Source organism: Caulobacter sp. BE264 (genome assembly GCF_031457805.1).
Taxonomy (GTDB): Bacteria; Pseudomonadota; Alphaproteobacteria; order Caulobacterales; family Caulobacteraceae; genus Caulobacter.
Window position 1 is genome coordinate 355,032 of sequence record NZ_JAVDXI010000003.1, and the last position, 24,937, is coordinate 379,968.

Annotated in this window: 22 protein-coding genes, 1 tRNA gene and 1 riboswitch; of the genes, 8 read left to right on the top strand and 15 right to left on the bottom strand. The window is 68.7% G+C overall.

Features of this window, described 5'->3' with window-relative positions; genetic code table 11:
- Positions 1-15: 15 nt before the first annotated feature.
- The 6 genes from murJ to tsaD form a co-directional block, all read right to left on the bottom strand.
- Positions 16-1,578, bottom strand: coding sequence for a murein biosynthesis integral membrane protein MurJ (gene murJ, locus J2X45_RS10025; RefSeq protein ID WP_310214422.1), 1,563 nt, complete (start codon positions 1,576-1,578; stop codon positions 16-18).
- A 170-nt stretch (positions 1,579-1,748) separates the two neighbouring features.
- Positions 1,749-2,522, bottom strand: coding sequence for a class I SAM-dependent methyltransferase (locus J2X45_RS10030; protein WP_310214171.1), 774 nt, complete (start codon positions 2,520-2,522; stop codon positions 1,749-1,751).
- 57 nt (positions 2,523-2,579) lie between these two features.
- Positions 2,580-2,948 (bottom strand): Rieske (2Fe-2S) protein, encoded by a 369-nt coding sequence (locus tag J2X45_RS10035; RefSeq protein ID WP_310214174.1) that lies wholly within the window; start codon positions 2,946-2,948, stop codon positions 2,580-2,582.
- A gap of 4 nt (positions 2,949-2,952) precedes the next feature.
- Positions 2,953-3,234, bottom strand: a complete 282-nt coding sequence (locus J2X45_RS10040; protein ID WP_310214176.1) for a YciI family protein — start codon at positions 3,232-3,234, stop codon at positions 2,953-2,955.
- A 17-nt stretch (positions 3,235-3,251) separates the two neighbouring features.
- Positions 3,252-4,262, bottom strand: a complete 1,011-nt coding sequence (locus J2X45_RS10045) for an NAD(P)H-dependent glycerol-3-phosphate dehydrogenase (protein WP_310214177.1) — start codon at positions 4,260-4,262, stop codon at positions 3,252-3,254.
- The gene (gene tsaD / locus J2X45_RS10050; protein WP_310214178.1) at positions 4,259-5,362 is read right to left on the bottom strand and encodes a tRNA (adenosine(37)-N6)-threonylcarbamoyltransferase complex transferase subunit TsaD; all 1,104 of its coding nucleotides are present in this window, start codon (positions 5,360-5,362) and stop codon (positions 4,259-4,261) included. Before tsaD ends, J2X45_RS10045 begins: the two co-directional genes overlap by 4 nt.
- A 72-nt stretch (positions 5,363-5,434) precedes the next feature.
- Here tsaD and hemC point away from each other — a divergent pair, with 72 nt between their 5' ends.
- The 6 genes from hemC (at position 5,435) to J2X45_RS10080 (ending at position 10,044) form a co-directional block, all read left to right on the top strand.
- A complete protein-coding gene (gene hemC, locus J2X45_RS10055; protein WP_310214179.1) occupies positions 5,435-6,403 on the top strand; it encodes a hydroxymethylbilane synthase in 969 nt (322 codons plus the stop codon).
- 4 nt (positions 6,404-6,407) lie between these two features.
- Positions 6,408-7,094 (top strand): uroporphyrinogen-III synthase, encoded by a 687-nt coding sequence (locus J2X45_RS10060; protein ID WP_310214181.1) that lies wholly within the window; start codon positions 6,408-6,410, stop codon positions 7,092-7,094.
- Positions 7,095-7,137: 43 nt separating this feature from the next.
- Positions 7,138-8,034 (top strand): hypothetical protein, encoded by an 897-nt coding sequence (locus J2X45_RS10065; RefSeq protein WP_310214183.1) that lies wholly within the window; start codon positions 7,138-7,140, stop codon positions 8,032-8,034.
- Positions 8,031-9,566, top strand: a complete 1,536-nt coding sequence (locus tag J2X45_RS10070; protein WP_310214184.1) for a heme biosynthesis HemY N-terminal domain-containing protein — start codon at positions 8,031-8,033, stop codon at positions 9,564-9,566. The genes J2X45_RS10065 and J2X45_RS10070 overlap by 4 nt, the downstream gene beginning before the upstream one ends.
- 41 nt (positions 9,567-9,607) lie before the next feature.
- Positions 9,608-9,683: transfer RNA gene (locus tag J2X45_RS10075), tRNA-Thr, on the top strand.
- Positions 9,684-9,747: 64 nt separating this feature from the next.
- The gene (locus tag J2X45_RS10080; RefSeq protein ID WP_310214186.1) at positions 9,748-10,044 is read left to right on the top strand and encodes a hypothetical protein; all 297 of its coding nucleotides are present in this window, start codon (positions 9,748-9,750) and stop codon (positions 10,042-10,044) included.
- A gap of 61 nt (positions 10,045-10,105) precedes the next feature.
- Here the strand turns inward: J2X45_RS10080 and J2X45_RS10085 are convergent, their stop codons facing one another.
- From J2X45_RS10085 to J2X45_RS10115, 6 genes are all read right to left on the bottom strand, one after another.
- Entirely contained in the window at positions 10,106-12,304 is a 2,199-nt protein-coding gene (locus J2X45_RS10085; protein ID WP_310214189.1) for a 3-hydroxyacyl-CoA dehydrogenase NAD-binding domain-containing protein, read from the bottom strand.
- Between the two features lie 126 nt (positions 12,305-12,430).
- On the bottom strand, positions 12,431-13,636 hold the full coding sequence (locus J2X45_RS10095; RefSeq protein WP_310214191.1) for an acetyl-CoA C-acetyltransferase: 1,206 nt from the start codon (positions 13,634-13,636) through the stop codon (positions 12,431-12,433).
- Between the two features lie 63 nt (positions 13,637-13,699).
- Positions 13,700-14,086, bottom strand: a complete 387-nt coding sequence (locus J2X45_RS10100; protein ID WP_310214192.1) for a hypothetical protein — start codon at positions 14,084-14,086, stop codon at positions 13,700-13,702.
- Complete coding sequence (locus J2X45_RS10105; RefSeq protein ID WP_310214193.1) at positions 14,083-15,246, bottom strand: acyl-CoA dehydrogenase family protein; 1,164 nt, start codon at positions 15,244-15,246, stop codon at positions 14,083-14,085. The genes J2X45_RS10100 and J2X45_RS10105 overlap by 4 nt, the downstream gene beginning before the upstream one ends.
- A gap of 2 nt (positions 15,247-15,248) precedes the next feature.
- Entirely contained in the window at positions 15,249-17,042 is a 1,794-nt protein-coding gene (locus J2X45_RS10110) for an acyl-CoA dehydrogenase C-terminal domain-containing protein (protein WP_310214195.1), read from the bottom strand.
- 87 nt (positions 17,043-17,129) lie between these two features.
- Positions 17,130-17,609 carry a MerR family DNA-binding transcriptional regulator gene (locus J2X45_RS10115; RefSeq protein WP_310214198.1) on the bottom strand — a complete coding sequence of 160 codons (480 nt, stop codon included), beginning with the start codon at positions 17,607-17,609 and terminating at the stop codon, positions 17,130-17,132.
- 192 nt (positions 17,610-17,801) lie between these two features.
- On the opposite strand from J2X45_RS10115, the gene J2X45_RS10120 reads away from it, so the two are divergent.
- Positions 17,802-18,443: a helix-turn-helix transcriptional regulator gene (locus J2X45_RS10120; RefSeq protein WP_310214200.1), complete on the top strand. Its 642-nt coding sequence runs from the start codon at positions 17,802-17,804 to the stop codon at positions 18,441-18,443.
- Positions 18,444-18,476: 33 nt separating this feature from the next.
- Here the strand turns inward: J2X45_RS10120 and J2X45_RS10125 are convergent, their stop codons facing one another.
- The 3 genes from J2X45_RS10125 to pgm all read right to left on the bottom strand — a co-directional run bounded on the left by J2X45_RS10125 (position 18,477) and on the right by pgm (position 22,334).
- Entirely contained in the window at positions 18,477-18,686 is a 210-nt protein-coding gene (locus J2X45_RS10125) for a hypothetical protein (protein ID WP_096052901.1), read from the bottom strand.
- Positions 18,687-18,866: 180 nt separating this feature from the next.
- Positions 18,867-20,525: a lysine--tRNA ligase gene (locus J2X45_RS10130; RefSeq protein WP_310214202.1), complete on the bottom strand. Its 1,659-nt coding sequence runs from the start codon at positions 20,523-20,525 to the stop codon at positions 18,867-18,869.
- 171 nt (positions 20,526-20,696) lie between these two features.
- Entirely contained in the window at positions 20,697-22,334 is a 1,638-nt protein-coding gene (gene pgm / locus J2X45_RS10135) for a phosphoglucomutase (alpha-D-glucose-1,6-bisphosphate-dependent) (RefSeq protein ID WP_310214204.1), read from the bottom strand.
- A gap of 905 nt (positions 22,335-23,239) precedes the next feature.
- A riboswitch (ZMP/ZTP riboswitch) is annotated at positions 23,240-23,320 on the top strand.
- A 25-nt stretch (positions 23,321-23,345) separates the two neighbouring features.
- Between pgm and purH the strand changes: the two genes are divergently transcribed.
- Entirely contained in the window at positions 23,346-24,935 is a 1,590-nt protein-coding gene (gene purH, locus J2X45_RS10150) for a bifunctional phosphoribosylaminoimidazolecarboxamide formyltransferase/IMP cyclohydrolase (protein ID WP_310214205.1), read from the top strand.
- The last annotated feature ends 2 nt before the right edge of the window (positions 24,936-24,937 follow it).

The following is a 24,937-nucleotide window of genomic DNA, read 5'->3' on the forward strand; positions in this document are numbered from 1 at the left end:
GCAGGGCAAGCCGGCTCAGCGGCCGGCGCCCCGTCGCAGCACGGTCCTGGCTTCGGCCAGGGTCACGCCGCCGGACGCCAGCAGAAGCAAGGGATAGAGCCCGGCGGCGAGAACGCAGGTCGCCAGGATGGCCAGCTCCTTGGCCGATCCAACACCGATCGCCAGGATCGGCGCCTCAAGCGCGGCGCGCCAGTGCGACATCGCGGCCAGGATCAGGCCCAGGGCAACGCTGGCCGCGAGCACCCGAACGATCTTGCCCCAGGCGGCGGCGCTGGGGGCGTAGTCGCCGCGCTTGTTCAGGGTCAGCGCCATCTGCAGCACATTGATCCACGAGGCGGCGCTGGTCGCCGCCGCCAGGCCGGGCACGCCCATGACCGGGAACAGGGCCAGGCCCAGGCCGATGTTCACCGCCACCGAGATCAGGGCGAAGCGCATCGGACCCTTGGTGTCGCCCCGGGCGAAGAAGGCCGGCGACAGAATGCGGGCCAGCACGAAAGCCGGGGTGCCCCAGCCGTAGTGCAGCAGGGCGTTGGCCGTCTGGCGCGCATCGAACACCGTGAACTCGCCGCGGGTGAACAGGCCGTCGATCAGGAAGAAGGGGATGCTGAACAGGGCCACGGCCGCAGGCAGGGTCAGCGCCAGGGCGAAGACGATGGCCTGATCCATGGCGCCTTGCGCCTCGGCGCGGTCTTCGGCGGCGACGGCCCGCGAGAGGCGCGGCAGCAGAGCCACGCCGATGGCGACGCCGACGAGCCCCAGCGGCAGCTGGTAGAGGCGGTCGGCGTAGGCCAGCCAGGTCCGCGCGCCGTTCACATGACTGGCCAGCACGCCCGAGATGGTGATGTTGATCTGGCTGGCGCTGGCGGCGATGGCGCCCGGTATGGCCAGGGCGATGAGGCCCTTGATCTCCGGCGTCAGGCGCGGAAGCCGCCAGCGGATGGTGGCTCCGGCCTTACGCACGGCCCAGACCAATAGCCCGACCTGAGCCAGTCCCGCCGCGAAGATGCCCCACGAGGCGGCGACGGCCGCGTCATGGGCGTTGCGGGTCGGGATCACAGCGATGAGCGTCACAAGGTTGAGCAGGATCGGCGCTGCGGCCGAGACGATGAACTTGCCCCGCGCGTTCAGGACACCCGACAGCAGGGCTACGATCGCCATGCAGGGCAGATAGGGCATGGTGATCTGGGTCAGGATCACGGCCAGCTTGTACTTGTCGGTGCCAAAGCCGAAGCCCGGGCTGATCACCATCATCAGCCACGGCATGGTCGCCTGGGCGATCAGGGTCAGGCCCACCGTAAAGGCGGCGATGGTGGCCATGGCGTCGGCGGCCAGCTTGTCGGCCACCTCGGCCCCGTCGCGGTCCAGGGTCTTGGAATAGGCCGGCACAAAGGCCGCCGCGAACGCCCCCTCGGCGAAGATCCGCCGGAACAGATTGGGGAACATCTGCGCGGTGTTGAAGGCGTCGGCCGCGAAATTGGCGCTGGCCCCCAGGAAGTACGAGATCACCAGATCGCGCACGAACCCCATTAGCCGACTGACCAGGGTCAGGCCCGAATAGATCGCCGAGGACCGGATCATGCCGGGGGCTTTTTTCGGGGCGGAGGCGGGCGGCGCGGTGTTGGTCACGCCCGGCTTCTGGGCGCTGGACGCAGGGGCGTCAAGGGCTGCTCTGAGGCCCGCCAAATTGCGGCTTTGGATAGGATCAGCATCGATTCGATTGGCCTGGGCGGCGGCTGGGCGCCGAGACCCTAGCGCGGGATCTCAGCGGTCTTCACCAGCGCGACCTGACGGTAAACGGCGGCGATCTCGAAGTAGCGACCGAAGGCGGCGTGGAACTGGTCCACGGCCTGCTTCACGCCCGGCCCGCCGATCTCGCTGATGTCGTGCCAGTAGTCGTCCAGCACCATCATGCCGCCCACGCTGAGCAGGCTGGCGCAGAAGCACAGGTCGATCAGCACGGCCAGCGCCGTATGGCTGCCGTCGACATAGATCAGGTCGAACTGCTCGCCCCGCTCCAGCATCTGGGGCAGGACGTAGGTGGAGAAGCCCTTGTGGGTCGAGAGGCTCCTGAAGCCGCACTTATCCATGTTGCGTCGGAAGCGCGGCTCGACGGCGAGGTACTTTTCTTCGGGGTTTAGGGCCTCATCGAACCAAGGATCAATGACCGTGACCGCCAGACGGTCGGGCAGCAGCCAGTCCATGAAGGCCAGGTTCCGACCCTCATAGGCGCCGATCTCCATATAGCGGATCGTCTCGGTCGCCGGGCGCTTGGCCGCGAAGTCGCGCAGCAGCGGCGCCACGAACGGGATGTTGTTGCTGGCCCAGGTCGAGGTGAACTCGAAACCCTTGTCGGCGGCGTGGGCGTTGAAGGCCTCGACCACGGCGTGGTCGCGCGGGCCGCCCAGCATGGTCTTGGCGAGGTTGGGCGCTAGGCGCGGATTGACCTTGGTCAGCGAGCGCAGCTTCGAGAGGCCGCCGCGATGGGTCACCGTCTCAGCGTCGAAGTGCATGTCGGCGGTCATGGTCCCGGCTCCTCCATCGGTTGCGGGGGAGACTAGGACCAAGGTCTTAAGGAAGGGTCAGGCCGTGACGACCTGTCCGTCGCGCACCGCGACGGGCCAGGGCGTCAGGCGGGCGCTGGTCGGACAGGGCCCGGCTACGCAGCCGCCGTCCTCGATGCGAAACAGCGCCGCGTGGCCCGCGCACAGGATCAGGTCGTTGTCGCGGGTCAGGTAGCGTCCTGCAAAGCCGGCCAGCGGCCAGCCGGCGTGCGGGCAGCTGTCGACATAGCCGACCAGGACCTCGCCCTTGCGGACCACGAAGCCCGCGAACATCGTGTCGCCCTCGCGCCAGCGAAAGCCCTTTGACCCGGGCGAGCCGATCTCGTCCAGACTACAAAGCACGGTCCCCGCCGGGGGACGGGCGGGATTATCCTCGGCGTCCCACAAGGGTCTAGAGCGCGCCGATCGCCACGCGCCAGGGGCGGACCTCGACGCTGTCGAACACCCCAGCGGTGGTGAACGGGTCGTTGTCGGCCTGGGCCTGGGCGGCGGCCAGATCCTCGGCCTCGACGATCAGCAGCGAGCCGATCGGATTTCCGTCGTCGCCCAGCAACGCGCCGGCCAGCTTCAGGCCGCTCGACTGGTTGAGATAGTCGAGGTGGGTGGGGCGGGTGGCCAGGCGGGTCTCCAGCGCGCCGGGCTTGTCTTTGCAGATGATGGCGAAGAGGGCCATGCGGGCGGTCCTTTGGGTCAGGCTTCAGGTTTCAGGGGGCGCGACAGCAGGCCGGCGATCGCCGCGTCGACCGCGACCTCACCCGCCAGGATGGCCGCGACGGCTTCGCAGATCGGGGCCTCGACGCCGACCTTGCGGGCCAAGGCGCGCACGGCGGGGGCCGAGGCGACGCCCTCGGCGACCGAGACCTTGCCGGCCAGCGCCTGCTCCAGGGTCAGGCCCTGTCCCAACGCGAGGCCGACGCTCATGTTGCGCGATTGCGGGCTTGAACAGGTCAGCACCAGATCCCCCAGGCCGCAGAGGCCGGCGACGGTCTCCGGCCGCGCGCCCAGCGCCACGGCCAGCCGGGTCAGCTCGGCGAAGCCCCGGGTGATCACCGTGGCGTGGGCGTTGCGGCCCAGGCCCTTGCCCTCGACGATGCCGCAGGCGATGGCCAGGACGTTCTTGACCGCCCCGCCGGCCTCGGCGCCGATCAGGTCGCTGGCGGTGTAGGGGCGGAAGGTCGGGATGAAGAGCGCCTCGGCGATGGCGCGGCCCAGGGCCTCGTCCTCACAGGCCAGGGTGACGGCGGCGGGAAGATTGCGGGCGACCTCGCCGGCGAAGCTGGGCCCCGACAGCACCGCGATCGGCGCGCCCGGCAGGCTTTCCGCCGCCACATCGGTCATCAGCTTCAGCGAGCCCTGCTCAACGCCCTTGGAGCACAGCACGACGGGCGCGGTCGCCTTGCGATGCGGCGCGAAGGCGGTGAGGGCCGCGCGCAGGTGTTGCGCCGGGGCGACGGCCAGGATCAGGTCGCAGTCGGCCAGGTCCGAGAGCTCGGCGACGGCCCTGATCCCCGGCTCCAGCGCGACACCCGGCAGGAAGACCGCATTCTCGTGCGCCGCGTTGATCGAGGCCACGACCTCGGGCTCGCGGGCCTGCAAGGTGACCGCAAGGCCCGCCCGGGCCGCGACCTGAGCCAGGGCGGTGCCCCAGGCTCCGGCGCCGATGACGCCAACCTGCTTGAAGGTCATGGGCTGCGACGTCATGCCTTGGCTCCCTTGCGTCCATAGGCGTTGGCGGGATTGGCCAGCGCGGCGGCCTCGTCCAGCGGCCAGCGCGGGCGGGCGACGGCGTCTAGGTCGTCCGAAATTCCCAGCGCCAGTCGTTCGGCCCCCGCCAGGGCGATCATGGCGGCGTTGTCGGTGCAGTAGGCCAGCGGCGGGGCGGCGAACGAGAACCCGTTCTTCTCGCAGTCGGCCAGCAGGGCTGCGCGCACCGCGCCGTTGGCGGCCACGCCGCCCGCGACGACGAAGCGCAGGTCGTCCCGCCCGTGGTCTTCCTTGTAGAGCTTCATCGCCCGATCGACCCGCTCCGACAGCTGGCGGGCGATGGCGGCCTGGACGCCGGCGGCCAGATCGCGGCGCTCGTCGCCGGTGGTCAGGGTCTCGGCGATCCGCGCCGCCGCCGTCTTCAGGCCCGAGAAGGAAAAGTCGCAGTCCTTGCGGCCCAGCAGGGCGCGGGGCAGGGCGTAGCGGGCCGCATCGCCGCCCATGGCCAGCTTCTCCAGCGCCGGGCCGCCGGGATAGGGCAGGCCGAGACTCTTGGCGATCTTGTCGAAGGCCTCGCCCGCCGCATCGTCGATGGTGGTGCCGAGGCGACGGCAGGCGCCGACGCCCGACACCTCCAGAAGCTGGCAATGGCCGCCGGACACCAGCAGCAGCAGGAACGGATAGGCGATGTCCGCGCCCAGCCGCGCCGAGACGGCGTGGCCCTCCAGATGGTTCACAGCCACCAGCGGCACGCCGCGCGCCAGGGCCACCGCCTTGCCGAACGCCAGGCCCACCATGACCCCGCCCACGAGGCCCGGCCCCGCCGTGGCGGCGACGCCGTTCAGGTCTTCGAAGCCGACGCCCGCCGTCCGAACGGCCTCGGCGGCGATAGCGTCGATCGACTCCACGTGGGCCCGGGCGGCGATCTCCGGCACCACGCCGCCAAACGGCGCGTGCTTTTCAAACTGGGTGCCGATCACCGACGACAGCACCGTCACCGTCCCGTCCGCAGCGCGGCGCACGACCGAGGCTGCGGTTTCGTCGCAACTGGTCTCGAGGCCGAGGATGAGAAGGTCGGATTGCTTAGGGGATGTCATCAGGTTGCGGGCTTTCCGCTGCTCCTGTAGCAGCGAAGAACAAAATTCGTCTCCGCAGGTAACGTTCAGACCGTGTCCCGGCAACCTCCCATCCGCATCGGCGCGCGCGGCTCGAAGCTGTCCCTGGCCCAATCGGGCCTCATGCAGGCGCGGATCGCCCACGCTCTGGGGGTCCCGGCCGGGGCGTCCAAAGAGGAAATCGAGGCGGCGGCCCCGCTGATCCCGATCGTCACCAGCGGCGACCGCATCCAGGACCGCCGGTTGATGGAGATCGGCGGCAAGGGCCTCTTCACCAAGGAGATCGAGGAGGCTCTGCTGGACGGGCGTATCGACTGCGCCGTCCATTCGCTGAAGGACATGCCGGCCGAGCTGCCGCCGGGACTCGTGCTGGCCGCGACGCCCGAGCGCGAGGACCCGCGCGACGCCTTCATCAGCCACATCTGCGAGCGGCTGGAAGACCTGCCCAAGGGCGCGCGCCTGGGCACCGCCAGCTTGCGTCGCCAGGCCCAGGCCCTGCATGTGCGGCCGGACCTCGAGATCGTCATGTTGCGCGGCAATGTCGACACGCGCCTGGCCAAGCTGGAACGCGGGGAGGCCGACGCCATTCTGCTGGCCCAGTCGGGCCTTAACCGCCTGGGCCTGGGTCACCTGACCAGGAGCTGGCTCGACCCCGACGCCTGTCCGCCTGCGCCGGGCCAGGGCGCCCTCGTCATCGAGACCCGCGCCGAGGATATCGGCGCGCCGTGGCTTGAGGCGGTCCGCTGCCAGGAAACGACGATCGCCGTGGCCGCCGAGCGCGGCGCCCTCCTGGCGCTGGAGGGCTCGTGCCGCACCGCCATCGGCGCGCGTGCGATCCTGGACGGTGCGCGGCTTTCCATGATCGTCGAGGCCCTGACCCCCGACGGCGCCCGGCGCTTCCGGCGCGAAGGCCAGATCATCCTTACCGGCGCTGACAATGTCGGCGAAGCCCGCGCCTTCGGGCTGACGCTCGGGGCAGAGGTCCGCGCGGCGGGCGGCGACGCCATCGTCCTGCCGGAATAGAGCCTTGCACTCGGGCGCGCCGGTCTGGATCACCCGCGCCCAGCCTGGCGCCACGGCGACAGCCGAACGCGTGGCCGCGCTGGGCTTTTCGCCGATTGTCGATCCGCTGCTGGCAGTCCAAGCGATCCCGGTGACAATCGATCTGGCCGGCGTGGCTGCGCTGGCCTTCACCAGCGTAAACGGCGTCAAAGGCTTCGTCCGCTGTTGCGTGCGGCGCGACCTGCCCGTGTTCACGGTGGGTGCGGCTACGGCCAAGGCCGCCCAGGACGCGGGCTTTTCCCAAATCCGCAGCGCCGATGGCGATGTCGAGGCCCTGGAGCGGCTGGTCGCCGAGGCTCGGCCCGGGCCGGTGCTGTGGGCGGGCGCCGAGGCGCCGGCTGGCGACCTTGTGGCAGGTCTCCGTGCGCGGGGCTTGGAGGCGCGAGGCGTCGCAGTCTACGCCACGGTCGAGCGTTCGCCATCGATCGCCACCCTGGCCTTGCTCGACGCGCCGCTGACCGTGCTGATCCACTCCCCGCGCGCCGCGCGCGTGCTGGCCCGGGTTCTAAGCAACCGCACCCACGCCGACCTGCGTCTCCTATGCCTCTCTCGGGCGGTCGCCGCCCCGCTGGCGGAGGTGGGCGAACCGCGTTTTGTGACCTTCGCGCCGCGTCCGGACGAATCCGCACTGCTCGAACTGCTGGGAGCTTGAGCGCGGCGTTGCGCGACGCGGCGGGGTGGGGCACGAATGGACCATGAACGCCGATGCCGATCCCGTTGAAATCGCCGCGCCCAGCGATCCGGCGCTCTACGCCCGCCGCCGGGTGATGGGGCCGGGCGTATGGGCCTGGCTCTTCCTCTGTCTCGTCTGCGTCGCCCTCGGCGCCGGCGTCGCCTGGTTCGGGCCCTCCTGGTTCTCGGCCAAGCCCGCTGCGCCCGAGGCGGCCGTCTCGGCCAGGCCGAGCCCGAGCCCGATCCCCGAGCGGGTGGCGGCGGGAACGGCGCTCCCGCTGGAAAGCTCCGGGTCTTTGGCGCCGGCGCCCGCGCAGGCCGAGGTCGAACGACTCAACGGCCGAATCACCGCCCTTGAGGCCAGCCAGAAGACCGTGGCCGACGCCGCCGTCGCCGCGCTCGCCGTCGCGACCTTGGCCGAGGCGGCGGAAACCTCGCGGCCGTTTGGTCCGGAACTGCTGGGTCTGCAGCGGGTGCTGCCCGGCTCGCCTGACCTGCGCGCCCTTGAACCGCTTTCACGCACCGGCGCCCCTACCCGCGCGGGCCTCGCCACCCAGTTCGGCAATCTGGCCGGCCGCGCCGCCAGCGCCGCGCGCAATCCCGGCGTCGAGGCCGACCTCTTCTCCCGGATTCGCTACGCGCTCTCCAGCATCGTTTCGATCCGCTATGTGGGCTCGACCAAGGGCTCGACGCCCGATGCGATGCTGGCCCGGGCCCAGGCGCTTTTGGACGAGGGCGACGTCGAGGGCGCGGTCGCTGCGCTCGATCCGCTCAACGACTCGTCGCGTGAAGTGCTTGCGCCCTGGTTCGTCGCCGCCAATCGGCGCATCGAGATCGACCGCCACGTGTCGGCTGTCCGCGCCGACGCCCTGGCCGAACTGGCGCGGGTCTCGCGCGCCTCCGCGCCGGTCGCGCCATGACCCGGGTCGCCTTCTCTCTCTTCCTGGTCGCCGTCGTCGCGGTCAGCGTTCTGGCCCTGACCGGCGAGCCAGGCCGCGCCTCGATGGAGTGGATGGGCTGGCGGGTCGAGATGACGGCCGCCGCCGCAGCGCTCCTGACCCTGTTCTCGGCGCTGATGTTCACCCTGCTTTGGCGCGGCGTGATCTGGATCGTCGAGGCCCCCCGCCGCGCGGCGCGGGCCCGGGCCGAGGCCAAGCGCAAGCAAGCGATCGAAGCGCTCTCACGGGGCTTCCTGGCCGTGGCGGCCGGCGACGGCTCCGAGGCCCGTCGTCTGGCGCAGAAGTCGTCCGAACTGGCGGAGGACGCACCGGCCCTGGTCCGCGTCCTGGCCGCGCAGGCGGCCGAGGCCGCTGGCGATCGCGGCGCCGCCAAGAGCGCCTACAACGCCATGCTCGGCTTTCCCGAGATGCGTTTGGCCGGCCTTCGCGGCCTGATGCTCGCCGCGCAGGCCGAGGGCGACCGCCTGGCCGCGATCCGTCACGCCGAGACCGCCTATGGCCTGGCGCGGACCGCGCGCTGGGCCTGGCGCGCGCTGCTGGAGGCCCGTCTCGAAGCCGGCGACTGGGCTGCGGCCCTGGAGCTCGTCCGCGGCGCGCTGGAGCGCAAGATCGTGTCTCCGGTCGTTGCTGAACGCAGTCGGGCGGCGCTGTTGGCCGCTTCGGCCGCCAGCCTCGTCGACGCCCCTGACCCCAAGGCCCGCGCCCAGGCGCTGGACTTTGCGACCCAGTCGGTGAAGCTCAAGCCCGACTTCGCGCCCGGTGTGGTGATGGCCGCCCGCCTGCTGGCGGAAGACGGCAAGACCGCCAAGGCCAGCGGCCTGATCGAGACCGCCTGGAAGGCTGACCCGCATCCGGCGCTCTGGCTGGCCTATCGCGACCTGAAGACCAACGAGACGCCCAAGGCCCGCGCTCAGCGCCTGGCCGCCCTGGCCGCCCTCAAGCCCGAGGCGCGGGAAAGCCGCCTGCTGCGGGTGGAAAGCGCTCTGATCGGCGGCGATCCGGTCGCCGCCCGCGCCGCCGCCCGCCTGCTGGACGCTGAGGCCCCCACCGCCCGCTTCGCCGGCCTGATGGCGCGCGTGGCCGCCGCCAATGGCGACGCGGACGAGGCGCGCGCCTGGATCGCGCGGGGCGCGGCCGCGCCGCAGGAGCCGGACTGGTCCGATCTCGACCCCGAGGGGCAGGCCTTCGCCTATCAGCGCGACGATTGGGCGCGCCTGGCCGTCAGCTACGCCGAGACCGGCCAGTTGATCCACCCCCGCCACGAGCGGCGCGAGCGGACCATGAACGACTTGCCCGAGCTGCCGTCGGCCTATGCGGAGTCGACGCCGTTCATCCGCGCAGCCGAGACCGGCGGCGCCCTGCTGCCCATTCCCGACGACCCTGGCGTGTTTGACGCGCCCCCGGTTCCAGAGCCCCCGGAAGGCGGTCCGGCGCCCCGTCGCAATTCTGGTGCAAGACGGCGCTTGGCAAGTGGCTCGCGCGCCGCTAAATAGGCGCTCCCTTCGCTCTGAAGCGCCCGCTTCGGAGCCCGTGGGCCGCCTTAGCTCAGCCGGTAGAGCGGCGCATTCGTAATGCGTAGGTCAGGTGTTCGAGTCACCTAGGCGGCACCACTTCCCCATTAGAAACCGGAACTGCGCCCGGCGGCGGGCCGTTTGGATCTCCGAGGAGATTCGCATGGCTCACCCTGTCGACGCCGAGACTGCGCTTGAAGACGTGTTGGCGTTTCTCGCCCATCCGCCCGAACCGGGCGGCGCCGATGATGCGCGGTTTCGTGAGCGCCTGAGCCAGGTCATCTCGGCATCTATTCCGCTCGTCGACGGCGACGATCCGCAAGACGCGCCGGCGCTGCAGCTGGACGACGCGCTCCGCGAGCGGCTGGAACAAGCGCTGCGAGAGCGGCGCCGGAACTACTTCGGCGACCATCCGGACGGGATCGGCCCCACCCTGGGCATGGACGTCGGCAAGGCGTGACCGACGAAAAAGGGCCCGGCGTTTCCGCCGGGCCCTTCGTCATCGACCTTTGCGGGGCGCTTTACGCCGCGGTCTTCGCCTTGGCGCCGAAGCGGCCGTAGAAGGTCTCGCCCTTCTCGGCCATCTCACGCAGCAGCGCGGGCGGTGAGAAGCGCTTGCCGTACTTCTGGGCGAGCGCGTCGCAGGCCTCGACGAAGGCCTTGGCGCCGACGCTGTCGATCAGGCTGATCGGACCGCCGGTCCAGGGCGCGAAGCCCCAGCCCAGGATCGCGCCGACGTCGGCTTCACGCGGATCGGTGATCACGCCTTCCTCGAAGCAGCGGGCGGCCTCGACAGCCTGACGGTACAGCAGGCGGGTGCGGATCTCCTGGATTAGCGCCTGGTCGGCTTCGGCGATCTTCACCGGCATCAGGTCCGACAGGCCCTTCCACAGGGTCTTGGGACCGTTCTCCGGATAGTCGTAGAAGCCCTTGCCGTTCTTGCGGCCGTAGCGCTGCAGCTCGACCACCATCTTTTCGATGACCGGGGCGAACGGACGGTCCTCGAACTTGTCGCCGAGGTCCTTCTTGGTCTGCTGAGTGACCTTGTAGCCAAGGTCGAGAGCGACGTCGTCGTTCATCTCCAGCGGACCGCGCGGCATGCCGGTAGCGCGGCCGACATTGTCGATGATGGCCGGCGCGATGCCGTCGGCCAGCATCTCGAGGCCTTCCTGCACGAAGGTGCCGAAGCAGCGCGAGGTGTAGAAGCCGCGGCTGTCGTTGACGACGATCGGGGTCTTCTTGATCTTCAGGACGTAGTCGATCGACTTGGCCAGGGCCTCGTCGGACGTCTCCTCGCCCATGATGATCTCAACGAGGCCCATCTTGTCGACCGGCGAGAAGAAGTGGATGCCGATGAAGTTCTTCGGGCGAACGGACGCCTTGGCCAGGCCGGTGATCGGCAGGGTCGAGGTGTTGGAGCCGAAGATGGCGGTCTCGGCCAGCTGGGCCTCGGCCTTCTGGGTCACGTCGGCCTTGATCTCGCGGCTTTCGAACACGGCCTCGATGACCAGGTCGCTGCCCTTGACGTGCGCATAGTCGGTGGTCGGGGTGATCAGCGAGAGGACCTTGTCGGCCTTGTCCTGAGTCATCTTGCCGCGCGAGACGGCCTTCTTGAGGAGGTTCTCGGCGTAGGCCTTGCCCTTCTCGGCGGCTTCCTGGCTCTGGTCGATCAGCACGGTCTCGATGCCGGCCATGGCTTGGACATAGGCGATGCCCGCGCCCATCATGCCCGCGCCCAGCACGGCGACCTTCTTGGCTTCCGACGGCGGAACGTTGGCCGGACGGCCCGAACCCTTGCCCAGCTCCTGCAGGGAGAGGAACAGCGTGCGGATCATGCCCTTGGCCTGCGGCGACATCATCGTCTTCAGGAAGTAGCGGGTCTCGATGCGGATGGCCGCGTCGAACGGCACCTGCGTGCCTTCATAGACCGCCTTCAGGATGTTCAGCTGGGCGGGATAGTTGCCATAGGTCTGCTTGCGCAGCATGGCGTTGCCCATGATGAACACCTGGCCGCCGGTCGGGGTGTAGGGACCGCCGCCGGGCAGCTTGAAGTCCTTCTTGTCCCACGGCGCGACGGGGTCGCCCTTGGTCTTGACCCAGGTCTTGGCGGCCTCGACGACCTGCTCGACCGGGACGACCTCGTGCACGACCTTGTTGGCCAGGGCCTCGGCCGGCTTCATCGACTTGCCTTCCAGCAGGTAAGGCGCAGCCGCCATCACGCCCATCAGGCGCGGCAGGCGCTGGGTGCCGCCTGCGCCCGGCAGCAGGCCGACCTTGGCTTCCGGCAAAGCGAGCTGGATCTTCGGATTGTCGGCGACCACGCGATAGTGGCAGGCCAGCGCGATCTCGAGACCGCCGCCCATCGCCAAGCCGTTGATCGCGGCGGCGACCGGCTTGCCGCAGGTTTCCAGGGCGCGGAAGGCCTTGTTCAGCGCGAAGCCGGCGTCGTAGGCGGCCTTCAGGCCGGCCTCACCGCCAGCGCCGCCGCCCAGACCGCCGTTGCCGCCCAGTTCGCCCAGGTCGGCGCCGGCGCAGAAGCCCGTCGTCTTGCCCGAGGTGATGACGACGCCCTTGATCTCGGCGTCGGACTTGATGCGCTCGACGATCTCGCCGATCTCGCGGATGACCGAAGCGGTCAGGGTGTTCATCGAACGGCCGGGCACGTCGAAGGTGACGAGGGCCACGCCGTCGGAATCGACCTCGATCTTGAAGTTTTCCATGGGGATTCTTCCTCAGAATTCGATGTCATCCCGGCCGTAGCGCAGCGGAGAGCCGGGACCGCCGGAAGCCTGAGCTTTCCGAGGTCCCGGATCGGCCCTTCGGGCCGTCCGGGATGACAGGTTAAATCAGACGCGTTCGATGACCGTGGCGGTGCCCATGCCGGCGCCGACGCACAGGGTGATCAGGGCGGTTTCCTTGTCCGAGCGCTCCAGCTCGTCGAGGACGGTGCCCAGGATCATCGCGCCGGTGGCGCCGAGCGGGTGGCCCATGGCGATGGCGCCGCCGTTCACGTTCATCTTGTCGTGCGGGATATCCAGCGCCTGCATCATGCGCAGCACGACCGAGGCGAAGGCTTCGTTCAGTTCGTAGAGGTCGATGTCCTTGACCTCCATGCCCAGCTTCTTGAGCAGCTTTTCGCTGACCAGGGCCGGACCGGTGAGCATGATCGAGGGCTCCGAGCCGATCGAGGCCGCGCCCTTGATCTTGGCGCGGGCCTTCAGGCCGAGCGCCTCGCCCATTTCCTTGGTGCCGATCAGCACGCCGGCGGCGCCGTCGACGATGCCCGAGCTGTTGCCGGCGTGGTGCACGTGGTTGACGCGCTCCACCTGCGGATAGCGCTGGGTGACGACGGCGTCGAAGGCCATCTCGCCCATGCCCGTGAACGAGGGGTTCAGAGAGGCCAGGGTCTGCATGGTGGTGGAGCCGCGCACGGTCTCGTCATGGTCCAGCAGGGTCAGGCCCAGCTGGTCTTTCACCGGGATCACCGACTTCTTGAAGCGGCCGTCGGCCCAGGCGGCCGCCGCGCGCTTCTGGCTTTCGACGGCGTAGGCGTCGACGTCGTCTCGGGAAAAGCCATAGAGGGTGGCGATCAGGTCGGCCGACACGCCCTGCGGGGCGAAATAGGTCTTGAAGGCCGAGGAGGGGTCGGTCGGCCAGGCGCCGCCGTCGCTGCCCATCGGCACGCGGCTCATGCTCTCGACGCCGCCGCCGATGGCGAGGCCCGCTTCGCCCGAGGCGACCTTGGCCGCGGCCATGTTCACCGCTTCCAGGCCCGAGGCGCAGAAGCGGTTGATCTGCACGCCGGCGACGCTCTCGGCGTAGTCGGCGGTCAGGACGGCGGTGCGGGCGATGTCGCTGCCTTGCTCGCCGACCGGCGAGACGCAGCCCAGCACGACGTCGTCGACCTTGCTGGTGTCCAGGCCGTTGCGGTCGCGCAGGGCTTCCAGCACCTGGGTGGCCAGCGACAGGGCGGTGGTCTCGTGCAGCGAGCCGTCCTTCTTGCCCTTGCCGCGCGGCGTGCGCACGGCGTCGAAGATGTAAGCGTCAGCCATGGAATGGCTCCTTCCTGCGAAGCGTTGTTCGTGTCTTTGTCAGGCGACCGGTGGCCGGACGCCCTAGGGTTTCCAGTTGCCGATCGGATATTTTCCGATCGGCTCGCACTTCAGGCCGCTGGCCGAGGCCTTGGCCCGGTAGTAGAGGCGCGACCCGAACTCGGGCGGCGGCAGCGTGCAGGGCGTGAAGCCCGAGGTGGTCACTTCCAGCCGCCACTCGGCGATCTTGGACCGCAGCAGAACGTTGCAGACGTCCTTGCCGGGCGGCTGCAGCGGCAACTTGAACGCGCCCGGCTGCGGACGCTTGCCGACCAGTTCACCGGAAAAGGTCAGCGGGCGCGGGCCTTGCGCGGCGCGCACGCAGACCACGGCCGAGCGGGCGTCATTGCCGGCCGGCGGTTCGGCCCCTGCGGCGCCGGCCAGCAGGCCGGCCAGCAGCGATACGATCATAGCGTCCTCGCGATCAGGAGTTTCATGATCTCGTTGGTGCCGCCGTAGATGCGCTGGATGCGGCTGTCCTTGTACATGCGGGCGATCGGATACTCGTTCATGAAGCCGTAGCCGCCGAACAGCTGCAAGCAGCGATCGACGATCTTGTTCTCCAGGTCCGAGACCCAGTACTTGGCCATCGAGGCGGTGGCCGCATCGAGCTTGCCTTCCAGATGCTGGCCGATGCAGTGGTTGACGAAGACCTTGGCGACGGTCGCCTCGGTCTTGCACTCGGCCAGCACGAACTGGGTGTTCTGGAAGTCGATGATCGCCTTGCCGAAGGCCTTGCGGTCCTTGACGTAGGCGATGGTCAGCTCCAGCGCCCGCTCAATGGTCGCCATGCCCTGGACGGCGATGTTCAGGCGCTCCTGCGGCAGCTGGCTCATCAGCTGGAAGAAGCCCTGGCCCTCGTCCGTGCCCAGCAGGTTCTCGGTCGGGACCTTCACCTCGTTGAAGAACAGCTCCGAGGTGTCCTGGGCCTCCTGGCCCAGCTTGTCGAGGTTGCGGCCGCGCTCGAAACCTTCGGCGCCGTCGGTCTCGACGAAGATCAAGGACGTGCCGCGCGCGCCGCCGGTCGGATCGGTCTTGGCGACCACGCAGATCAGGTTGGCGGTCTGGCCGTTGGTGATGAAGGTCTTGGAGCCGTTGATGACGTACTGGTTGCCGACCTTCTTGGCGGTGGTCTTGATGCCTTGCAGGTCGGAGCCGGCGCCGGGCTCGGTCATGGCGATCGCCGAAACGAGCTCGCCCGTGGCCATGCGGGGCAGCCAGCGCTGCTTCTGCTCCTCGGTGCCGTAGTGGACGATGTACGGCATGACGATGGCGTTGTGCAGGCTGGCGCCGAAGCCGTCGACGCCCTTCTTGCCCAGTTGCTCCATCAGCACGACCTCGTGCCGGTAGTCGCCGCCGGCGCCGCCGTACTGCTCGGGCGTGGAGAGGCCGAGCAAGCCCGCCTCCCCCGCCTTGGTCCACATGTCGCGGTCGACGCAGTGGCTCTTGCGCCACTTGGCGACGGTTTCCTCAGGCGCGTGCTCGTCGAAGAACTTGCCGACCGCGTCCTCGAAGATCGCGATGTCTTCCTCGGCCATGAAGGCCGGCTTTTCAACGTTGAGCACGCTCATGATCAGAAAGCCTCCGCAGGCAGCGCCATCAGGGTCGCCGAACCGGTCTTCAGCTTGGCCAGATGCGACGCAGCGTCAGGCAAGATGCGTTCGATGAAATAGCGACCGGTCGTCAGCTTGGTCGAATAGAACGGGTCGGACGAGCCGGCCGCGATCTTAGCGTTGGCGGCCTTGGCCATCAGCGCCCACATATAGGCCAGGCCCGTCAGGCCGAAGAGGTGCATGTAATCGGTCGAGGCCGCGCCGGCGTTGTCGGGGTTCTGCAGGCCGTTCTGCATCAGCCACATCGTGCCGTCCTGCAGCTGGGCCTTCACGCCGCCCAGGGCTTCGATAAAGGGCTTCAGGGCCTCATCGGAATCGTTCTCGCCGATGAACTGATCGATTTCCTGGAAGAAGGTCATGACTGCGCGGCCGCCCTTGGCCGCCAGCTTGCGGCCGACCAGGTCCAGGGCCTGCACGCCGTTGGTGCCCTCGTAGATCAGGGCGATGCGGCAGTCGCGCATGAACTGGCTGACCGGGAAGTGCTCGGTGAAACCGCTGCCGCCATGCACCTGCACGGCGTTCGAGCAGACCTGGAAGCCCTTGTCGGTCAGGTAGCCTTTCAGCACCGGCGTCATCAGGCCCATATAGTCCGAAGACTTCTCACGGACCGCCGCGTCGGGGTGGACGTGCGAGAGGTCGCCGTGCAGGGCGGTCCAGAACAGGAAGGCGCGGCCGCCCTCGATCAGGGCCTTGCTCTCCAGCAGCATGCGACGCACGTCCGGGTGGACGATGATCGGGTCGGCCGGGCCGTCGGCGTTCTTCGGGCCCGTCAGCGAGCGGCCTTGCAGGCGATCCTTGGCGAAGGCGACGGCGGCCTGATAGGCCGCTTCGCCCTGGGCGACGCCCTGCATGCCCACGCCGAGGCGCGCCTCGTTCATCATGACGAACATGATCTTGAGGCCCGAGTTCTCCTCGCCGATCAGATAGCCCGTGGCCTCGTCATACTGCATCACGCAGGTGGCGTTGCCGTGGATGCCCATCTTCTCTTCGAGGCCCACGCACTTGGCGCCCTCGTTACGAGGGCCCACCGAGCCGTCGGCGTTCGGGATGAACTTCGGCACGATGAACAGGCTGATGCCCTTCACGCCGGCCGGCGCGCCCTCGATGCGAGCCAGCACGAGGTGGACGATGTTGTCGGCCATGTCGTGCTCGCCGGCCGAGATCCAGATCTTCTGGCCGGTGATCTTGTAGCTGCCATCGGCCTGCGGGACCGCCTTGGTGCGCAGCAGGCCAAGGTCCGTTCCGCAATGCGGCTCGGTCAGGTTCATGGTGCCGGTCCACTCGCCGGACACCATCTTGGGCAGGTAGGTCTGCTTCTGCTCGTCCGAACCGCCCGTGTGGATCGCCGAATAGGCGCCGTGCGCCAGGCCGGGATACATCGAGAAGGCCATGTTGGCCGAGCTCGACATCTCGCTGAACGCCAGGTTCACGACGTGCGGCAGGCCTTGGCCGCCATAGGCGGGGTCCGAACCGATGGCGGTCCAGCCGCCCTCGCAAAGCTGCTTGTAGGCGTCCTTGAAGCCCGGCGGCGTGGTGACGGTGTTGGTGACCGGATCCAGCTTGCAGCCCGTCTTGTCGCCGACCGTGTTCAGCGGCGCCAGCACCTCGCCCGTGAACTGGGCGGCGGCCTCGAGGATCTGCTCGACCACCTCGAACGGCGCGTCGGAGAAGCCCGGCAGGTCGCCGTGTTGGTCGATATTGAGCACGTCGCGCAGGATGAAGGCGTGATCGCGAACGGGCGGCTGATAGGTCATGGAACGGTCCTGGCTAGGATCGGGGGGAGGAAAGGCGGGCGGCCGCGTTGCGCGCTTTGTTAGCGGCGTCAGCGGCGCATAAGGACCCTACTTGCCCAGCATCGCATCGGCGTGGCCGTCGAGGCGGGCGCGCAGCACCTGCTCGTAGTCGGCCGCGCGGGGCAGCAGGTCGGGGCGGATCTCGGTGAGGCGGCGCTCGAGGCGGTTGCAGGCCTCGCGCAGCTCGATCAGGGCGTTGTCGATGTCGTCGCGCTGTTGCTCCAAGGCGGTGGCGCGTTCGCGGAACTTCTTCAGCGAGCGGGCCATCTGCGCCGCGCCCTCGTCGTTCTCGTCATAGAGATCGAGGAGTTCGCGGATCTCGGTCAGCGACAGGCCTACGCGCTTGCCGCGCAGGATCAGCTGCAGGCGGACGCGGTCCTTGTGGGAATAGACGCGGTTCAGGCCTTCACGGGCGGGGTTCAGAAGCCCCTTGTCCTCGTAGAAGCGCAGAGCGCGGGGCGTGGCTTTGAATTCGTTGCACAGCTGGCGGATCGTGAAGGTCCGCTCGGGGCGTCGCAGGTCGGCCATGGATGGAAACCTCCCAAGGAAGAGGGCCTGGCTACTGCGGCCGGGCCGCTTTGTTATCGTTGATCACCCTAAACCCGATCCTGTGACGTCGTCAACGCTTACGTAAACGTCAATCAACGCGCAGGCGATAGGTTTACTTTCCTAGTCCGGCGGGCGTATTTTCTCGCCGAAGGCCGATTGGAGGAGGAGCCGATGGCGACCCTGTCTCACGGCGAAATCTGGCGCGCGATCGACGCCCTGGCCGAGCGCTTCGACATGACGCCGTCGGCCATGGCCAGGATGGCGGGCCTGGATCCCACCAGCTTCAACCGCTCCAAGCGCGGTTCAGCCGAGACGGGCCACGCCCGCTGGCCCTCGACCGAGAGCCTCTCCAAGCTTCTGGAGGCGACCGGCGTCAACTTCTCGGAGTTCGCCGCTCTGACCGAGCGATCGCCGGTCCGTACGCCCGGCCGGCGGGGCGCGCCGCTGATCGATCTGGCGCAGGCGGGCAAGGATGGCTTCTTCGATGAGGCGGGCATGCCCGTCGGCGCGGGTTGGGACGAGGCGCCGGCTCCGGACCTGGGCGAGGGCCTCTTCGCACTGGAAGTGACGGGCGATGATCTGGCGCCGGTCTACCGCGATGGCGACCGCCTGCTGGTCTCCCCCACGCTGGAGCCGCGCAAGGGCGACCGCGTCGTGGCGCGCACCCACGGCGGCGAGGTTCTGGTGCGGGAGCTGGGCCGGGTCACCGCGCGGAGCATCGAGCTCCTGGCGCTGGATCGGGCGGGCGGCGAGCGCCTGCTGTCACGCGACGAGGTCGCCTGGATCGCGCGGATCGTCTGGGTCAGCCAGTAGGCCGACCCGAGACGGTAATCGTATCCGGAAGGATCAGGTGCGCGGGCAGCTGGCGTGGCTGTCCAGCAGCCAGGCGATCAGCGGGCCGGCGGCCGGATCGGCGCACGACACGTCCACGCGATAGGAGTTCCAGGTGTCATTGTGCGCCGCCTCGACCTGAGCGTCGGGGAATTGCTGGACGATCCCGCCGAGCAGGGAGTCGAATTCTTCGCGGTCGGTCGGACGCAGGGTGAACGAAGCCATGGGACGAAACCTTGAGGACTAATCTTGGTTCTGATGGTTCCAGCCTAGACCCCGAAACATGGGCATACCCTTAATCCCGGCGTCAGGCGGCGTTCATCCTCGTGGACATGGTGTCGCAGGTCGCGGGGATTCACCCGGGGCGACCTGCATCTTGCCGCCCCTCCCGTGAGGAGAGAGGCGCTAGCCCAGCTTCTCTTCGATCAGCGCGACGGTGCGGTCGATCCCGAAGATCGCCGCGAACGAGCCGAAGCGCGGGCCCTGGCTCTGACCCAGCAGCACTTCATACAGGGCCTGGAACCAGGCGCGCAGCGGGTCGAAGCCGTGGGTCTTGCCCACCTCGAACACCTCGTTCTGGATCAGCTCGGCGTCCTGCGTCCCGGCCGGCATGGCCTTCAGCTTGGCCAAGAGGTCCAGCATGGCGGCGCGTTCCTGGTCGCTGGGCGCGCGGAACACCTTCGAGGGCTTCACGAAGTCCTCGTAGTAGTTGATCGCATAGCCGGCCAGGCGGTCCAGCAGCGGCTGGCTTTCCGGCGAGGCGCCCGGGATGTAGCGCGACAGGAAGCCCCAGAGGATTTCCTTGGTCGAGGCGTCGGCGGCCGAAACCAGATTCAGCATCAGGCTGAAAGACACCGGCGAACCCTGCTCGGGCGGCTTGCCGCCGTGGATGTGCCAGACCGGGTTGTCCAGCTGCTTGGCCGGCTCCTGGCGGCCGAACGCGTCCAGCTGCTGCAGGTACTCGTCACTGGCCTTGGGGATGACGTCGAAATAGAGCTTCTTGGCCGACTTGGGGCTCTGGAACATGTAGTACGACAGGCTCTCGGGCGCGCCGTACCGCAGCCAGTCCTCCATCGACAGGCCATTGCCCTTGGACTTGGAGATCTTCTGGTTGTTCTCGTCCAGGAAGAGCTCGTAGTTGAAACCTTCCGGCGGAACCCCGCCGAGCGCCTTGCAGATCGCGCCCGAGGCCTTGACCGAGTCGATCAGGTCCTTGCCCGACATCTCGTAGTCGACGCCCAGCGCCGTCCAGCGCATGGCCCAGTCGGGCTTCCACTGCATCTTCACGTGGCCGCCGGTGACCGGGACCTCGACCTTCGAGCCGTCCTCGTCCTCGAAGACGATCGTACCCTTCTCGACATTGCGCTCCAGGGTCGGAACCTGCAGCACCTTGCCGGTCGACGGGCTGATCGGGAGGAACGGCGAATAGGTCGCGCGGCGCTCCTCGCCCAGGGTCGGCAGCATGACCTTCTGGATCGCGTCGAAGCGCTCCAGCGCGGTCAGCAGGGTCGCGTCGAACAGGCCGCCCTTGTAGCACGCGGTCGACGAGACGAACTCGTACTCGAAGCCAAAACCGTCCAGGAACGCGCGGAGACGCGCGTTGTTGTGGGCGCCGAAGCTGTCGTGGGTGCCGAACGGGTCGCGGACCACGGTCAGCGGCTTGCCCAGGTCCTCGATCAGCGGCTGCTTGTTCTCGATGTTGTCGGGAACCTTGCGCAGGCCGTCCATGTCGTCGCTGAAGGCGATCAGGCGGGTCGGAATGGCCTCGTCGGTCAGGGCGCGGAAGGCGCTGCGCACCATCGTGGTGCGCGCAACCTCGCCGAAGGTGCCCAGGTGCGGCAGGCCCGACGGCCCATAGCCGGTCTCGAAGATCACGGCCTTGGCCAGCGCCGGATAGGCTTTCACCGCCTCGTCGGTCTTGCCGGCGTCGATCAGCGCCTTGGCGGCCTCCTGGTCGGCGCGGTCGGGGAGGCGCACGCGCAGGACGCGGGCGATCGTGGCGCGCGCCTGCTCGAAGGGCCAGGAGCGGGCGTCACGGGCGAGGGGGGAGAGGCCTTCAAACATGGCGCGGCGTATAAACCGTGCGAAGGCGCAGGGCTAGGGCGGAGCCGAAACTGTCATCCCGGAAGCCTCGCAGAGGCTATCCGGGACCTCGGAAAGCGCGGCGCTTGCGGTGGTCCCGGCTCGACGCGCTGCGCGCTTGGCCGGGATGACAGGACGACAGTTTGAGAGGCCTCAGCCCTTCAGCGCCCCCGCCACCACCTCGCGGGCCTCGGCCTGGACCTGTTTCAGGTGATCGGGGCCCAGGAACGACTCCGCATAGACCTTGTAGACGTCCTCGGTGCCCGAGGGGCGCGCGGCGAACCAGGCGTTCTTCGTGCAGACCTTCAGCCCGCCGATCGCCTCGCCATTGCCGGGGGCGGCGGTGAGGATGTCGGTGATCGCCTCGCCGGCCAGGGTCTTGGCCGAGACGTCGCTGGGGCTGAGCTTGGAAAGACGCGCCTTCTCCTCGCGGCTGGCCGGGGCGTCGACGCGGGCATAGGCCGGCGCGCCGTACTTTTCGGTCAGGCCGACGTAGAGCTGGCTGGCGCTCTGGCCCGTCACCGCCTGGATCTCGGCGGCCAGCAGGGCCAGCTGGATGCCGTCCTTGTCGGTGGTCCACACCCCGCCGTCGTGGCGCAGGAAGGCCGCGCCCGCCGACTCTTCGCCGCCGAAGCCGACCGAGCCGTCCAGCAGGCCGGGCACGAAGTACTTGAAGCCGACCGGCACCTCCAGCAGGCGACGGCCTAGGCCCGCCACGACGCGGTCGATCATCGAGGACGAAACCAGGGTCTTGCCGACCGCTGTATCCGCGCCCCAGCCGGGACGGTGGCTGAACAGGTACGAGATCGCGGCGGCCAGGTAGTGGTTGGGGTTCATCAGGCCGCCGTCGGGGGTGACGATGCCGTGGCGATCGGCGTCGGCGTCGTTGCCGGTGGCGACGTCATAGGCGCCGCCGCCCTTCATAATGCCGATCAGGTTGGCCATGGCCGACGAGGACGAGCAGTCCATCCGGATCTTGCCGTCGGTGTCGAGCGGCATGAACGCCCAGCGCGGATCGACGGCCTCGTTGACTACGGTCAGGTTCAGGCCGTGGCGCTCGGCGATCGCGCCCCAATAGGCGACGGCCGCGCCGCCCAGCGGGTCGGCGCCGATCCGCACCCTGGCCGCGCGGATCGCGGCGATGTCGATCACCGCCGGCAGGTCGTCGACATAGCGGCCGAGGAAGTCATACGCGCCGACGGCCTTGCGGGCGGTCTCGAACGGGACGCGCTTCACGTCCGCCAGGCCATGGGCGAGCAGCTCATTGGCGCGGGCGGCGATGGCCGAGGTGGCGTCAGAACCGGCCGGACCGCCGGACGGCGGATTGTACTTGATGCCGCCGTCGCGCGGCGGGTTGTGCGAGGGGGTCAGCAGCAGGCCGTCGGCCTGGCGCCCGCCCTGGCGGTTGTGGGTCAGGATGGCGTGCGACACCGCCGGCGTCGGGGTGAAGCCATCCTGGGCGTCGACCAAAGCCTCGACGCCATTGCCGGCCAGGACTTCCAGCACCGAGCGCCAAGCGGGTTCGGACAGCCCATGGGTGTCGCGGCCGACGAACAGCGGACCGGTCACGCCCTGGGCGCGGTATTCGACGATCGCCTGGGTGACGGCCAGGATGTGCGCCTCGTTGAACGCGCCGTCCAGGCTCGAGCCCCGGTGGCCCGAGGTGCCGAACACCACCTTCTGAGAGGAATTGGAGACGTCCGGCTGGATCTCGAAATAGGCGCTGATCAGCGCGTCGAGATCGACAAGATCTTCCGGAAGAGCGCGAAGGCCGGCGCGGTCGTGCATCAAGTCACCAGGCAGAGTTTGAACGAGGTTTGGACCTCTGAAGTCCTATAGGGCGCAGGAGACAATTTCACGAAATTTATAAGGGGCTCGTCTCCTTCCGCATCGGGGGATGGGATCTGCGATAACGCAATCCTCCCCCTAGCGGGGGAGGCGGCGCGAAGCGCCGGTGGGGGAAGTTCTGCGAACCCTGCCTCTTCCCCCTCCGTCCGCTACGCGGACACCTCCCCCGCTGGGGGAGGATTTTACGGGGATTGGCGGGCTTGAACGCTCGGAATTGGCGGAACCGAAGCTAGCAAAATCAACCACTTCTAACTTTTACGCGCCAACTTATCCCCGGCGTCAAAACCCGCTCCATACTCAATGCATCCCTGTCGCGGGGGAGGGCGTATGGATCCGGCCCAATACGGCGGCGGGGCTAGGTTGAGCGGGGCCGCGTTCGGCGCCCGGGAGGTTTGGTCTGGTCGTGCGGCTTACTCTTTAGGAGCGCGCACGAGGGGCCGGGCCGCTTGGGATCACGTCGGAGGCGGAGCGACAGGGCGGTGATCGTACAAGCCGCCTATCGTGGATCGTCGGGCTGGACACGGATGTAGCCGCTCCAGTTGGTCCGCGCCCGTCCGGGGGCTCCTGGGGTCCCGAGCTGAAAGACGCTCACGCCCCCCATCCTCACGGGCAAGAACAACCTGGCGGAGCGGACTGTCGAGCCGAAACGCAAAACACACTCACGGTCTCCGGGTTCGCCCGGCCGCTCCGTCGCCTCCCCATGAGCCTTCAGCGGTCACGCCGCGTGAAGCGGCGGACGCACGCCCCAAATCCTCCCCCGCGAGGGGGAGGATTGTTTGCCCCCCAGGGTAAGGGAGGGCTCTATCGGTCGCCGTCATTGACTCCCCCGCCCGCCCCCGTATTTTCCGCCGCGTTCGCGTGACTGGCGCTAGTGATGGGGAACCATCGGGGAGCGTGGACATCATATGCCGCGCGCCTGGGCTCCCTTTCTGAACCACACCAGAGGAGTCCGCCGTGCCCGCCGCCCCCGACTATCCGTCCGCCCCCGACCTCGTCGCTCCCAAGCGCGCCCTGCTGTCGGTCTCCGACAAGACCGGTCTGGTCGAGGCCGCCCAGACCCTGCACGCCGCCGGCGTTGAGCTGGTGTCGACCGGCGGCACCAAGGCTGCGATCGCCGCCGCCGGGATCCCGGTCAAGGACGTCTCGGACCTGACGGGCTTCCCTGAGATGATGGACGGCCGGGTGAAGACCCTTCACCCCATCGTCCATGGCGGTCTGCTGGGCGTGCGCGACGCGGCCGATCACGCCCAGGCCATGGCCGACCATGGCATCGGCGGCATCGATATCCTGTATGTGAACCTCTATCCGTTCGAAGCGACCGTCGCGAAGGGCGGCAGCTACGCCGAATGCGTCGAGAACATCGACATCGGCGGCCCGGCCATGATCCGCTCGGCGGCCAAGAACCACGGCTATGTCGCGGTCTGTACGGATCCTTCCGACCTCGCCGAGGTTCTGGACGCCCTGGAGGCCGGCGGAACGACCCTGGCGCTGCGCCAGCAGCTCGCGGCCCGCGCCTACGCCAGAACGGCGGCCTATGACGCGGCGATCTCGGCCTGGTTCGCGCAGGCGCTGGGCCAGGACTTCCCGGCCCGCAAGAGCATCGCCGGCGAGCTGCGCCAGACGATGCGCTACGGTGAGAACCCGCACCAGAAGGCGGCCTTCTACACCTTCCCCAACCCGCGTCCGGGCGTGGCTACCGCCAAGCAGCTGCAGGGCAAGGAACTCAGCTACAACAACATCAACGACACCGACGCGGCCTTCGAGCTGATCGCCGAGTTCGATCCGGCCCAGGGCCCGGCGGTGGCGATCATCAAGCACGCCAACCCCTGCGGCGTCGCGGTCGGTTCGACCCAGCGCGAGGCCTATGAGCGGGCCCTGGCCTGCGATCCGACCTCGGCCTTCGGCGGCATCGTGGCGGTCAATTCGCGCCTGACCCGCGAGGCGGCCGAAGCCATGGTCGAGATCTTCACCGAGGTGGTGATCGCCCCTGAGGCCGACGACGACGCCATCGCCGTCTTCGCCGCCAAGAAGAACCTGCGCCTCTTGGTCACCGGCGGCCTGCCCGACCCGCTGTCGACCGGCGACACCTTCAAGAGCGTGGCCGGCGGCTTCCTGGTGCAATCGCGTGACGACGCCCGCATCAAGGCCAGCGACCTGAAGATCGTGACGAAGCGCCAGCCGAGCGACGAGGAGGTGCGCGACATGCTGTTCGCCTTCACCGTCGGCAAGCACGTCAAGTCGAACGCCATCGTCTACGCCCGCGCCGGCCAGACCCTGGGGGTCGGGGCCGGCCAGATGAACCGCAAGGACAGCGCCCGGATCGCGGCCCTGCGCGCCGCCGACTTCGGTCTTGATCTGAAAGGCTGCGCCTGCGCCTCGGAAGCCTTCTTCCCGTTCGCGGATGGCCTGATCCAGGCGGCGGAGGCCGGCGCGACGGCGATCATCCAGCCGGGCGGTTCGATGCGCGATCCTGAGGTCATCGAGGCGGCCGATAAGCTTGGCCTTACAATGGCCTTCACGGGTGTGCGAGTGTTCCGCCACTAGAT